The 13,976-nt window shown below is 48.0% G+C and carries 9 protein-coding genes and 1 pseudogene; 9 read left to right on the forward strand and 1 reads right to left on the reverse strand.

Translation table 11 applies throughout. The features are described from left to right. Positions 1 to 31 precede the first annotated feature (31 nt). The 4 genes and pseudogenes from NKU06_RS06025 to NKU06_RS06040 all read left to right on the forward strand — a co-directional run. Positions 32 to 304 carry a DUF1778 domain-containing protein gene (locus NKU06_RS06025; protein WP_254729433.1) on the forward strand — a complete coding sequence of 91 codons (273 nt, stop codon included), beginning with the start codon at positions 32 to 34 and terminating at the stop codon, positions 302 to 304. Beyond that, entirely contained in the window at positions 304 to 768 is a 465-nt protein-coding gene (locus NKU06_RS06030) for a GNAT family N-acetyltransferase (protein ID WP_254729435.1), read from the forward strand. Before NKU06_RS06025 ends, NKU06_RS06030 begins: the two co-directional genes overlap by 1 nt. Positions 769 to 847: 79 nt before the next feature. Next, positions 848 to 2,302 (forward strand): transposase, encoded by a 1,455-nt coding sequence (locus NKU06_RS06035; RefSeq protein ID WP_254729437.1) that lies wholly within the window; start codon positions 848 to 850, stop codon positions 2,300 to 2,302. Between the two features lie 219 nt (positions 2,303 to 2,521). Next, positions 2,522 to 3,133 (forward strand): annotated as a pseudogene (locus tag NKU06_RS06040) (IS3 family transposase); the annotation flags it as partial. A gap of 114 nt (positions 3,134 to 3,247) precedes the next feature. Here NKU06_RS06040 and NKU06_RS06045 read toward each other — a convergent pair. Next, the gene (locus NKU06_RS06045) at positions 3,248 to 6,925 is read right to left on the reverse strand and encodes an Rne/Rng family ribonuclease (protein WP_254729439.1); all 3,678 of its coding nucleotides are present in this window, start codon (positions 6,923 to 6,925) and stop codon (positions 3,248 to 3,250) included. A gap of 704 nt (positions 6,926 to 7,629) precedes the next feature. Here NKU06_RS06045 and NKU06_RS06050 point away from each other — a divergent pair. From NKU06_RS06050 to proC, 5 genes are all read left to right on the forward strand, one after another. Continuing rightward, a complete protein-coding gene (locus NKU06_RS06050) occupies positions 7,630 to 8,862 on the forward strand; it encodes an RluA family pseudouridine synthase (RefSeq protein WP_254729441.1) in 1,233 nt (410 codons plus the stop codon). 174 nt (positions 8,863 to 9,036) lie between these two features. After that, on the forward strand, positions 9,037 to 10,602 hold the full coding sequence (gene ppx, locus NKU06_RS06055) for an exopolyphosphatase (RefSeq protein ID WP_254729443.1): 1,566 nt from the start codon (positions 9,037 to 9,039) through the stop codon (positions 10,600 to 10,602). Between the two features lie 202 nt (positions 10,603 to 10,804). Then, complete coding sequence (locus NKU06_RS06060) at positions 10,805 to 11,602, forward strand: acetyl-CoA carboxylase carboxyltransferase subunit alpha (protein ID WP_254729445.1); 798 nt, start codon at positions 10,805 to 10,807, stop codon at positions 11,600 to 11,602. 73 nt (positions 11,603 to 11,675) lie between these two features. After that, positions 11,676 to 13,070 (forward strand): tRNA lysidine(34) synthetase TilS, encoded by a 1,395-nt coding sequence (gene tilS, locus NKU06_RS06065; RefSeq protein ID WP_254729447.1) that lies wholly within the window; start codon positions 11,676 to 11,678, stop codon positions 13,068 to 13,070. Between the two features lie 45 nt (positions 13,071 to 13,115). Then, positions 13,116 to 13,967 carry a pyrroline-5-carboxylate reductase gene (gene proC / locus NKU06_RS06070; RefSeq protein WP_254729450.1) on the forward strand — a complete coding sequence of 284 codons (852 nt, stop codon included), beginning with the start codon at positions 13,116 to 13,118 and terminating at the stop codon, positions 13,965 to 13,967. The last annotated feature ends 9 nt before the right edge of the window (positions 13,968 to 13,976 follow it).

The following is a 13,976-nucleotide window of genomic DNA, read 5'->3' on the forward strand; positions in this document are numbered from 1 at the left end:
CAGACGCACAATATATAAAGGAAAGAAAGTCATGCGATCATCAGCAAGAATTAACATTCGCACAACACCCCACGCCAAAAGCACTGTAGAACAGGCGTGTTCTATGATGGGTGTAAGTATTAGCCATTTCATGATGACATTGGCTTATGAAAAATCCCTAGAGTTGATTAACAGTCAGCTTTGTTGGGATCCAAGCGATGCTGATAAAGCATTAATGCAAGATCTTATGGAAAACCCAAGAGAACCCACGCCTGCACTTCAAGAACTCGTGCATACCAATCTTGGTATTAAGGATTTGACTTGATGCAGTTTGAGCATTTAAACAAACATCATGATAGACAGAGTTTTGATTGTGGCAATGTGCAGATCAATTCTTATTTACACCGCTTAGCTGGTCAGCACCATAAAAAAGGCATCTCTAAAGTTCATGTGTTGGCACAAGGATCAGAAATCATCGGGTTTTATACCTTATCCAATCTGATGATTAATATAGAAAGCAAGCATTATCCCAATACAGTGCCTGCGATTTTGATTGGTAGAATAGGCGTGTCTCTCACTCATCAAGGTCAAGGATTTTCCAAGATGCTGCTTACTCATGCCCTACAGAAGATTGCCAAGCTTAGCCAAGATACAGGCATTGTGTTTGTTGTGGTTGATGCTAAAGATGAGAAACTTGCGGAATATTACACCAAATTCGGTTTTGTAAGAACAGAATACCCCTTAAGGCTAATACTTGAACAACCCCGCCCCGCATTCCTCGTCCTTTAGGTCGGGGTCAAGGGGTGGTTTTGTTTAGCTGTTCTTTTATATGCTATAATCACCACATAATCAACCACTGGTATTTCTTATGCTCACTGGCGTTAAATTCCAAGCACATCCAACAGACGAATTAAGACTCATCCTAAGTCAATGGATGGGCTGTCAGCGTGCCATTTGGAATGCCAAAGTACAAGAAGATGTTTATTACCGTGGTTTATGCCGTAAATTCTTTCCCAAAGAATATGCCTATGGACTACATGACCAAAGCTATTCTCAGTATAAAGATAAAGAATTGACACCTTGGTTCTATGATGTTCCCAGTCAAATTCTAAGAAATGGCGCTGTCCGTTGGTACCAAACCTTTATCAACTTTCTGCGTGGTGTCTGCGGTCGTCCCAGATTTCACGCTAAGAAAGACAAAGCCTCTGTTTATATCACCAGTGAGCTGTTTCGGTTCGTTAAACACCCAAAGTCGGATGAAACCTGTATTGAGTTAGGCACAAAATCTAAGCCCATTGGGTTGCTTAAATTCAGAGCACATCGAGATTATGAGTTTCCACGATCAATTACGGTCAGTAAGCGTCGTGGTCGGTGGTCAGTGTCATTTAATTACACAGACCCACTGATTGATGACAATGCACTGTTAAGCTTAGAACAACAGCTAGAACAACTACGCACACTGGATGAAGAGGACTTAGGCAAACTCACCCTTGGCATGGATCGGGGTGTTTCCATTACTTGTGCGACCAATGATAAAGGTTTGGGTAATGACGGTAATTTTAGTTACTCAGATAAGCAATTAAAACGTTTTAAACATCTGCAAACCAAGCTAAAACGATTACAGCGTAGATTATCACGCCAAGTCAAAGGCTCAAATCGCTACAACAAAACCAAATTTCGTCTATCCAAAGTGCATGAACAAATAGCCAATACCCGTATTGAGTTTGCTCATCAAACCTCAAGAAAGATTGTGGATAGTGACAACCAAGTCTTTGTGTTAGAAGACTTAAAAACCAAAAACATGACCAAACGCCCAAAGCCAAAGCGTTGTGAAAAGACAGGTAAGTTTTTATACAACGGTGCCAGTAAGAAAGCAGGTTTAAACAAAGCGATCTTGCATGCAGGTTGGTATCGGATTGGTCTGTTTGTGACTTATAAAGCCGCTAAACTTAACAAAGCGGTGTTTAAAGTCCCTGCACATCACACTTCTCAAGAGTGTGCCAGTTGTGGCCACACTCACCCAGACAACAGACAAACACAAGGCAAGTTTGTTTGTCGAAGCTGTGGACGCGCTGAGAACGCTGACACTAATGCAGCGAAAGTGATTGCCAAGCGAGCAATTAAGCTCATTAAAGACACTGGAACGGTGTTGGATGGAAACTTGCTGACCACAGAAGCTGCACTCGCCAAAAAAGGTAAACGCAGAAAATCTAGTTCAGCAAAGCCATCTACTGGACGGAGCAAGGAGCATGGAGGGGATATAAGACGACTGGAGCCATGCGAAAGTCGCAACCCCGAGGGTAAGGATACCCTGTGTCAGTGATTAATCATCACTGGTACAAGAACCGTCAAAAAAGAATAAGTCTTTGACTTATGAAGCCACGCCCTTTAGGGGGTGGTAGTTCACGTTTCTACATTGCATAAGACGACCCCAGATTAATATCTGGGGTTTTTGATGGTTGATGGTACGCCAAGGCGTTGATAGGTTTAGGGTTGTTCTTATTTCTCCTGCTCCCTGCACCGGTACAGTCGCAAGCGAAGCAAATACAGCACTTATCGTGGACAAGTAGGCAAAATCGCTGATCATGTCTTAAACCGTAATTTTAAAGCAGACAAACCTAATCATAAATGGGCAACAGATGTCACTGAGTTTAAAGTGGTGGATAAGCAAGGTAATACAAAGAAGCTTTACTTATCACCCATCATTGATTTATATAACGGTGAGATTATCAGCTACAGTATCAAAGACAGACCGACTGATGAGTTAGTGCAAGAGATGCTAAACCAAGCCATAACAACACTGACAGAAGAAGACAAACCCACCTTACATTCTGACCAAGGCTGGCATTATCAAATGAAGTGCTACCAACAAAGCTTAAAAGATAATGGCATTATCCAAAGTATGTCAAGAAAAGGAAATTGCTTGGATAATGCCGTGATAGAGAGTTTCTTTGGGACATTAAAAGAAGAAATCTTCTTTCATGGCAAAAACAGCAGAAAATTTACATCAACCGATGAACTTAGACAAGTGATTGATGAGTATATTCATTACTACAATCATGATAGAATAAAAGTAAAATTAAAAGGACTGAGTCCTGTACAATACAGAAACTCAGTCCTTGATCAAACCTTAACCGTTAATCTTAGTGTCTAAGAATTGGGGGTCGGTTCATTTACTGTGGTATTTTTTATATTTTTATCAATTATTGTCAAAAAAATTCGCCAAAATGACAACTTTGGCGAATTTTTATTACTGACCATCAGCTACTTATTCAGAAGTATCAGTCGGCTCAGCAGTTTCGGTGGTTTTGCTGATTTTACGCACTTCGACCTTTGGTTTTTTGCTCGGTTTGCGTGGTGCGCGCGTTTTCGGAGCTTTTGGGGTCTTTGGTGCTTTGGCGGTCATTAGGTTTAGAATACCAACCTGTGGCTGCAGCTGACCGGCGACATTTTCGATCATGTCTTTGTAGCTGCTTGCCTTAGATTTTTTCTCCGCCTTTTGTTCGGCGGTGATTTCTTTGATCTGACTGACCTTTTTCTCAGCTTGCTCAGTGGTTTCGGTGACCTCTAGCGCTTCGCTATTTTCTGTAGTTTCGGTAATCTTTACAGCTTGAGTTTCAGTGGCTTCAACCGTTTCTACTTGAACATCACTGCGTGTCGGCTCAGTTTCTACAGCATCAGTCGCAATGGCTTCAGCTGCTGCATTATCATCACCTAGATGGGCGAACAGATCCATAGCAGCAGTTGCGATGGTAGCGACATTATCCAAAGTCTCACTCACCACTTCGCTGACGGTATCTGAGACCTGCTCGGCGGTGAGTTTTGCGACATCGATGGCATCATCGACTAAGTGTGCAACCGTTTCACCGACCGTTTCAGCGGTTTCACTATTATCAGTCTGGCTGACTGCTTCCACAGCTTGGGTACTAGTTTCAGCAGTTTTGGTAGGATAATCCGTCACAGTTTCTACAGCGGTATCAGTAGCTACCACTTCCGCGACTTCATCGGCTGCCATGTCGCTTGGCTCGATGAAATCAGGATGTTGACCGCGTGGGTCATTGGCAGCACGGCGCGCGATCGGACGCGGTGCGACAGCAGTTTTGCCTTGTGGGGCAGATGCTTGCGCGTCCGCTTGGGTCAGCTTGTCAAACTCTGCCTTGGCGACATCTGTCATTGGCGCATAGCCATAGTTGCTAAAGTAACTGCCGAAGTCAAGGGCGGTGGTCGCGCCTTGTGATTTTGCGACTGCAGCGATGAAATCAGCGACGAATTGACCGCTGGCATTAGCACCCAAAACACTTGCGATGAACTCACCTGCTGTGCCGCGAATTGGTGCTGCAGGGGCTTGCAGGGCTGCTTGCACAACGCGTGGATCGTTCACTGCCTTGTTCATCTCTTTGGCAAGTGCTGCGATGCGTGCGCTCAATACAGGATCGATTGCAGGTTTAGGCTCTGCCGCAGGCGCAGCGTCAGCCACTGGTGTAGGCTCGATAGCTTCAGGCTTAGCTACAGCTTCGTTATCGCTATCAAGCACAGTGACAGGTGCGGTATCAGCAGTGCTTTGGATTGGTGCATCTTGTACTGATTCTTGCACAGATTCGCTGACTGCTGCATCTACTACATCAGCTGTGGCAGACTTGACAGTATCATTTGGATGTTCGGTTTTCTCAGCTTTATGCTCAGTCTTGTCCGCCTTAGTGCGTGCTTTTTTTGGCTTACTGCCATCAAGTGACAGATGCACCACTTGCGTTGCTGCCGCTTCTTCTTTGGTGGCGCTGACATGAAGTACGACTTCATTTGGATCGCTTGGCTTTTGGCGTGCAGGGCGTTCTGCCTTGTCCGCTTTTGGCTTATCGGTGCGCTCTTTTTTCTCTGCTTTGTCCGCTTTATCGTGCTTGTCGCTCTTAGCGGTTAGGGTCTCGCCGCGCGCGATTTCACCGCGTGACTCGCGGCGTGAGCCTGCTTCGCGCTTAGGATGTTGCTCGGTTGGCTTATCCTTTTTGGCTTTACGGTCGATTTTTTCTGCCTTTTCTACTTTCTCAGCGGCGTCTTTTTCTTCGACTTCTTTTTTGTGCTTAGGTTTTTTGCGGCGGTCATCGTGGCTGCGTGCTTCTTTTTCAGGCTGCGTGGCAGTTTCGATGATGGCATTGATATTGCCTGCTGCGCCTAGGCTGACACCGCCACCATTGACCAAGGCTTCGATGGCAGACGCAGCATCGGTCGTGCCTAGGCTGCCGGCCAGTTGGGCTTGTGGTTTTGGTGCGAATAGATTTGACAGCCATGCCACAGCTTGTGGTTCGGTCTTGGTTGGTTTGGCTTGCTCTGGCCCGGCTTTGGCGGCTTTTTTATCACCTTTATCGCTTGCTTTGTGCCAACGAGCGGTATCCTTGCCATCGTTATCACTTTGCCAATTGACTTCATAGCCGCGATCGATGGTTTCTTTTTCTTCGGTATCGGCGATGCGCTCATAGCTTGATGGGGCAAAGCCATCAGGATTGAAATGCAGGCTGAAATTCGGGCTTTCTAGGTGTGCATGCGGCAAGATGGTGATGCGCGCGCCACTGTCTTGCTCTAGATACACCAAGCTTTCGCGTTTTTCATTCAATAAGAATGCCGCAATGTCGGTCGGTACTTCGGCTTGGATTTCACCCATGCGCTCTTTTAGGGCGATTTGTTCGATTTGGCGCATGATTGATAGTGATAATGAGCGCAAATCGCGGATCATACCATTGCCATGACAGCGTGGGCAGATGTAACCTGTGGCTTCTTCTAACGATGGGCGCAGGCGTTGGCGGCTCATTTCAAGCAGACCAAATTTACTGATCTCAGCAAACTGCACGCGCGCACGGTCATGGCGTGTGGCTTCGACCAAGCGTTTTTCGACATCTTTTTGGTGGCGCGGATCGTTCATGTCAATAAAGTCAATGACGATCAAGCCGCCCATATCACGCAGACGCAGCTGACGCGCGATCTCATCGGCCGCTTCTAGGTTAGTATGATAAGCGGTCTCGGCGACATCCGAGCCTTTGGTGGATTTTGATGAGTTGATGTCGATCGACACCAAAGCTTCGGTCTGATCGATGACGATCGAGCCTCCTGATGGCAGACGCACTTCGCGCTGATAGGCGGTTTCGATTTGGCGTTCGATGCCAAAGCGTGCAAACATCGGCTCGTATTCGGTGTATTTACGCAGTTTGCTCATCTGAGCTGGCATCACCGCGCTGATGAAGTTCGCCGCTTCGTTGTAAGCATTTTCGCTGTCGATCCATACTTCGCCGATGTCATCGCGCAGATAGTCGCGCACCGCACGCGTCACCACGCCCGCTTCTTGGTGGACAAGGCAAGGGCTTGGGCGGTTTTTGTTTTGTTCTTGGATGGATTTCCAGATATCAAGCAGATGATCAAGGTCGTTTTGTAGATCTTCAGCACCCTTGCCAAGACCTGCAGTGCGCACGATGACGCTCATGCCTTTTGGAAGGTTTAGCCCTGCGATGATTTGTTTCATCTCTTCGCGGACTTTGCCTGAGATCTGACGGCTGATACCGCCTGCTTTGGCGTTGTTTGGCATCAATACCAGATAGCGACCAGCAAGCGAGATAAAAGTCGATAACGCTGCGCCTTTGTTGCCGCGCTCTTCTTTTTCGACTTGAACGATGACTTCATCGCCTTCTTTGATCAGCTGTTTGATGTTGTCTTCGCGGAGATTGCCATGCAGATATTCGCTGGCGATTTCTCGTAGGGGCAAAAAGCCTTGGCGCGCAGAACCATACTCGACAAACGCCGCTTCTAGCGACGGCTCGACACGGGTGATGTGTCCTTTGTAGATGTTGGCTTTTTTCTGCTCACGCGTACGATTTTCTAGGTCGAAATCGTACAGGTGATTGTCTTTGCACAGTGCCACACGAATTTCTTCGTTGTGCGTGGCGTTGATTAAAATGCGTTTCATGATGTTCCTTATAAGGGCAGCTGCCCAAGTTAAGCAACATCGGTATTTTCCAAAGATTTATAAGTTATGCTAAATATCCATCCATCGACTGCAAAAGGCGCAGCACTATAAAGATGGCATAGCGGTACTGTCATTACACATCATCTACAACTTAGTAGATGATCACCTGTATTGCTTGCACCAATGCAGGAAAAATATCGTTGTAAGGCTTGAGCCGACTGGGGTTTACCTTGCAAAAGCAGAGTTTGTCTTGTGCTTTTGAACCAGTGGTACTCAACAAGTCCAAGCAGATTGTGATGCGTCTCAATGAAAGTGTCCAATGACGGCCATCACGCTTGTCAAATCTTCTACGGCAAAAAATACCGAAGTTGCGCGTTATTCGCTTATGTTAAGCTTATTAGCTTAGCTAAATTATTTGGCGGTTGCAGGGCAAATATGGGCGTTTTACACTGTGTAAATTTTGCACTGATAAACTGGCAATGGGTATCATAAGTCGTCTTAAAAAAAGATCGAAACTTTACCAAACAACTTGCCTATGCGTGCCGATTTTCAACTTGTCATCTGATAAATTATATTAATTGATAAATTTATCCAAATTTAATAAACAGAATGACAACTGCGTGAAAAACTTGCTCAGGGATTTGCACATTTTTCGGGTGAAATTTTATTCAGATGACAAAAATTCCCCGCATACGGGTTGCAACATGCTAAACTATACCAAATCTTTTGCCAAACGCCTACAAAAATTTGACAAAACCATGAAAAATTTACAAAAAACCGCCAAAACTGCGCCCAATTCGCGTCATTTCACCAAAAAAAGCACACATCAAGGCAAATTTTCAGCCAGCACCCATGGTAAATCGACCGCCAAATCGATCACTGCCCAATCCAATAAAACTGCACCTAAGAAAAAAGCCGAGCAATCTGCCGATGTTGCGATCAGTGATTTTGGGCGAGTCAACTTCATCACCGTGACTGCCAACCAAGACGGGCAGCGCATTGATAATTTTCTATTAGCGCGCTTAAAGGGCTTGCCGCGCTCGCACCTGTATAAGCTGATTCGCTCTGATGAAGTGCGCATCAATGGCAAGCGCTGCAAGGCGTATGATAAGATCTATGCAGGGGATGTGGTGCGCGTTGCGCCGATTCGCTTGGCGGTGCGTGAAGATGTGGTGATCAGTGATGAGTTTGCCAAGGGTTTGGCGGTGCGCGTGGTGCATGAAGATGATGGCTTGATTGTGCTTAATAAACCCTTTGGCATGGCGGTGCATGGCGGCAGCGGTGAGAGCTTTGGCGTGATCGAAGCGATGCGCGTGGCGATGGGTAAGAGGTATTTAGAGCTGGTGCATCGCATTGATAAAGATACCTCAGGCTTGCTTTTGATAGCCAAAAAACGCAGCACACTCAAGCACTTACAAGAGCAATTTCGCCAAAAAACCATCCACAAGCAATATCTGTGCGTGGTCAATGGCTTTGTCAAATCAGATAGCCAAACCATCGATGTGCCGTTGCTGCGCTATACGCTTGATAATGGCGAGCGGCGTGTGAAGGTGGCGAAATTGGGCGCGGTCAAAGGTGAAGAAACCGCCAAACCAAGCCTGACGCGTATTAAGGTGTTGGCGCGGTTTGAGCTAGACGGTCAGCCAGTCAGCCTTGTGCTTGCGATGCCTGCCACGGGGCGCACGCATCAGATTCGCGTGCATATGGCGCACATTGGGCACGCGCTGCTTGGCGATGATAAATATCAGATGGATAAAAACGCGCCACAGGTCAAGCGCTTATGCCTGCACGCATGGCAGCTGACTTTGGCAGATGATCGCAATGCAAATACCGATGATGGCAATGATGCGCGCCCACGGCATTACACTGCGCCTGTTCCGTCTGATTTTGCAGATTTATTGCCTGAGACGGTATTAACATTGGTGCAGGCAAAGTGAGTGCTTTTTAATCAGCATTACCAAAAATCAATAGACAAATTTGGGCTTTTACCGTAAATTATTCACAAAGATAAAGCGGGTGACGGTATAGAAACTTTGCCAAAATTGGCTTGAGTTCGCACCACGCTCGCAGTAGAATGAAAATTATATCCACAAAAATTTTAAGGCTTTATCATGCAGTCAATTTTCCCTGATACCACAGCGCGCCACCAACAAATCGCCAGTGCCATCACCAGTGCGGCTGCCATTGGTCGAGATGAGCTGCTGGGTGCGATTGATTTGGGTTCGAACAGCTTTCATCTTGCCATCGCGCGCCTTGATCATGGCGAAGTGCGAAAAGTGGCATCGATTTCTGAAAAAGTACAGCTGGCGGCAGGTCTTGATGAGAATAATGTCTTGAGTGAAGAAGCTATTCAGCGGGGTCTAGACTGTTTGCATCGCTTTGCTCAGCACGTCACCGAAGTACATCCTGCGCGTCTGCGTATCGTCGCTACCAATGCGCTGCGAAAGGCGGTCAATGCCCAAGAGTTCATCCGCCGTGCCAATGCTGTACTGCCAAAGCCAATCGAAATCATCGCAGGTCGTGAAGAAGCGCGCTTGATTTATCTGGGTGTGTCGCACTCGAATGCCAGTACCGATACGCGTCTGGTCATCGACATTGGTGGTGGCTCAACTGAGTTCATCATCGGTCAAGGCTTTGAGCCGATTGAGATGGAAAGCTTACAAATGGGCTGTGTGGCTTATACCAAGAAGTTTTTTGCTGATGGGAAAATCACCGAAAAAGCCTTTGAACAAGCCGCCAAACACACCCAAACCGAGCTGCTTGCCATTGCCAAACGCTACAAAAAAGTCGGCTGGGATAATGCCATCGGCTCATCAGGTACGATCAAGGCGGCGCGCTTGGTGCTCGAAGAATTGGGCTTTAGTGGTGATAGCATCACGCTTGAAGGTATGCTTAAGCTAAAAAAACACTTAATCAAACTCGGCTCAATTGACAAGATCGAATTTGAAGGTGTCAAAGCCCATCGTCAAGCGGTCTTCCCTGCAGGCGTGGCTGAGCTGCTTGCCATCATGCAGACGCTAGAGATCAGCGAGCTTGGCTATTCTGATGGTGCGCTGCGTGAAGGCGTGATGTATGATATGCTAGGTCGGCTAAACTCAGAAGATGTGCGCGATCGCTCGGTGGCGGCGCTTGCCGAACGCTACTCGGTCGATGTCAAGCAAGCAGGGCGCGTGATGACGCGTGCGGCGCGATTGTTTGATGATGTCAAAGACGAGCTTGGCTTTAGTAAAGAAGATGCCGATCTGCTGCGCCGTGCGGCGAATTTGTTCGAGATCGGTCTTGCGGTCGGTCATAGCAACTACCAACGCCACAGTGCTTATTTGCTTGAGCACTCAGACATCGCAGGTTTTTCGCAGATTGGGCAGGCGATGATGGCGCAGTTGGTGCTACATCACCGCCGTAAGCTTAAGTCAGACAGCCTTGAAGTGGTGGAAAATCTTGGCGGTCGTAAGCTTGCTTATCTGTGCTTGATTTTGCGCTTGGCGGCGCAGTCGAGCCAGTCGCGCACTACTAAGGCGGCAGCGATTGACCTTGCCATCATCGGGCCTGATCATTGGCAGGTGACGGTCGGCTTTGGTCTGCATGAAGAGCTGATCACCACACAGCTTGAGCAGGACGCGCCGCAGTTCGCTAAGTGGGGTGTGGTGTTGGAAGTGGTGTCGAATAGCTTTGCATAAACCCAGCCAAAATCACACGATACTTCGTTGGCTCCCTTGCTGTATTCATGATACTATCTGCGGCTCGCCGCCTAGTCTTGTGTGATTTTACTTGGGCTTGTCCAAGCAAATGTGCAAAATTTCACAAAAATCAGATGACGAGCCAACAAAAAAATGCTAAACTAAATCTTAGTTTACATTTGTACAATTTTTAGAGTGGAATATGAATACAGTTTGGGAAAGTGTGCAGTTGGCACGCCATGCGAAGCGTCCTTTGTTCTTGGACTATGTGGATGCCTTGTTTACCGAGTTTGACGAGCTGCACGGTGATCGTGCTTTTGCTGATGATCGCGCGATTATCGGTGGTTTGGCGCGCTTTAACGGTCAGCCTGTGATGGTCGTCGGTCAGCACCGTGGCCGCAGCACGCGTGAGCGTATCGCTCATAATTTCGGCATGGCAAATCCAGAAGGCTATCGCAAAATCATTCGCTTGGTGCAGATGGCTGAGCGATTTGGCTTGCCTGTATTTACTTTCATCGACACCCAAGGTGCATACCCCGGTGTGGGTGCAGAAGAGCGCGGTCAAGCCGAAGCCATCGCCAAGAGCATCGCAGTATTTTCAAGCCTTGGCACGCCTGTGATCGCCACCGTCATCGGTGAAGGCGGCTCAGGTGGCGCGCTTGCCATCGGCGTGGCAGACCGCGTCAATATGCTAGAAAACAGCATCTATTCGGTGATCTCACCAGAAGGCTGTGCATCTATCCTGTGGAAAACTGCCGAAAAAGCCCCAGCAGCGTCAGAAGCCTTGAAACTAAATGCGGTGAACCTACATCAGCTGGGTCTGATTGATGAAGTGATCGCCGAAGGCGTGGGCGCGCACGAAGCGCCAGAGCCTGTGATGACAGCGCTAAAGGAGCTATTGACTACGCAGCTTGCCGAACTTGAACAACTGCCAAAAGATGAATTACTACAGCGACGCTATGACCGCTTGATGCAGTATAATTCAAAAGTATCTTTATAAGCATTGGGTGAATAAATTTGCTACAATTAGGGTGGAAAATTTTTCTGCCCTTTTTGTTTGATGATTATATCTTATGCCAAGCACCCTTATCCAGACGCTATCGACTGCCTTTGATACTGCCAAAGACCAGCTGGCAGATACGCCGCTGTACCTTGCTTGTAGCGGTGGGCGAGATTCTTTGGCATTGGCATTTGCTTGTCATCAGCTGTACACAGCAGGGCAGATAGCGCGCTTGCCGATACTCTTGCATGTGCATCACGGTTGGCAAAGTGCCAATGATGATTGGGCGGATTTGGTGGCGAATTGGGCGGTGGAATATGGCTTTGACTATCGGATTTTGCGAGTAAATTTACCCAAAAACAGCGAAACAGCAGCGCGCAGCGCGCGATACCAAGCCTTTGCTACAGTGATGATTGATGGTGGCGTGTTATTACTTGCCCATCATGCCAATGATCAGGCTGAGACGGTACTGATGCGGCTGATTGATGGCGCAGGCGTGCAGGGTTTATCAGCGATGAAAATATGGCAAGATAAGACCATTGCTATTGACGAGCATTCAAATAAGACCATCAGCCTGTGGCGACCTTGGCTTGGTGTATCGCGTGATGTGATTACCCAGTTTGCACGCGCACATCAGCTACCCTTTGTCGATGATGCGACCAATACCGATGCGGCATTTGTGCGTGGTATACTGCGCGCGCAAGTTTTACCGATTTTACAAAGCATCAACCCCAAAGCCATTGACAATATCGCTCGCTCAGCACAGCTGCTTGCTCAAACTGCCGATTGGCAAGCGGAGAGCGTGGCTGAGTCTGTGGCAAGTTTTACCACAGCTCATCTGCCTTATCAAAGCGTGCTTAACATCGCTACATTTAATCAGCTTCCCAAATCCACTCAGTCATCAAGCCTGCATCAGTGGCTACAGGGCGATGAGCCGCTGCCGCCAAGCTTTGCGACGACCCAAAGCGTGCTATCGCTACTTAATCGTGCAGATAATGATCATGAAAGCCAAATCCTATGGCAAGGCAAGCGTCATGCTTATGTGATTTGCCGTTATGATGATTATCTATATCGTTATCGCGCGGATGTTTGGCGGCTTTTTACCAGTACTGCCAAGGGTGATGACGCGCCGATGTCAAGCTGTGATGGACAGTATTGGCAGCTGATCAATGATGAGCAATGCCATCTTGTATTTAATACTAATAAACCTATCAAATCACTTGTGCCAGTTAGTCGCATGATGTCTATCACCATTGGCAAGCACAGTTATAAAGGCAAAAAACTGGCACAAAAACTGCGCCTACCACCGTGGCTGCGCACACATCTGTGGCAAGCGGTGATTGATGGCGGTGATGGCGAAGATGAAACTTGGCTAATCGCACCGATGATGGCATGGCGACTGCCAACAGGTGAGCGGGTGGCGATGGATAATTTTGCACCGATTGGGGCAATAGTGTACAATGGGTGAAGTTTTTTTGTCAAAATGACAGGCGAATTTTTTTAAGGAATTGATATGACTGCGGTTCAAGATTTTGGTGTATTAAATGGCAAAACCATCGCCTTTATCGGTGGTGGTAACATGGCAGGCGCGATCATTGACGGCTTATTAAAAGCAAAAGCCGAGCAGGGCGTGGCTGTCAGCCTTGCGGTATCGGATACTGATGTTGATAAGCAGGCGCAGTTTACCGCCAAGGGCGTGCGTGCTGTCAGCCCAGAGAGTGCCGATAGTATCATTACAGGTGCGGATGTCGTGGTGCTTGCGGTCAAACCGCAGGTGATGCGCGCGGTGGCGGCATCGGTTGCACCACATTTGTCTGGCCAGTTGGTGCTATCGATCGCTGCAGGATTGTCGGTGGCGACTTTGTCTGAGATGTTAGGCGGCTATGGCAATATCGTGCGCTGTATGCCGAATTTGCCTGCATCAAAAGGCTTGGGCGCATCAGGTCTGTTCGCCGATGGCGTCGCTGACGATGAGCGCGCGATGGCAGAAAAGATCATGCAAGCATCAGGCATCACCGCATGGGTAGCTGATGAAAATCTACTGCACGCGGTGACGGCGGTGGCAGGCTCTGCCCCTGCGTACTTCTTTTATGTTTTGGAAAATATGATCGCCAAGGCTGTCGAGATGGGGCTATCACCACGCGATGCGCACGCGCTGGCAGTACAAAGCCTAAGCGGTGCAGGCGCGCTTGCCATCGATCAAGACCCTGCCACATTGCGCGAGCAAGTGACTTCAAAAGGCGGTACGACAGCTGCCGCACTAGAAAGTCTATACAGCGATGATGTCGGCGCGGCATTTGCCCGTGCGATGCAGGCGTGCAGCGATCGCAGTGTCGAGCTTGGCGCTGTGTTGTCGCAGGCATAAGTTGGGCGG

The sequence above is a fragment of the Moraxella sp. FZLJ2109 genome (assembly GCF_024296965.1).
Lineage (GTDB): Bacteria > Pseudomonadota > Gammaproteobacteria > Pseudomonadales > Moraxellaceae > Moraxella.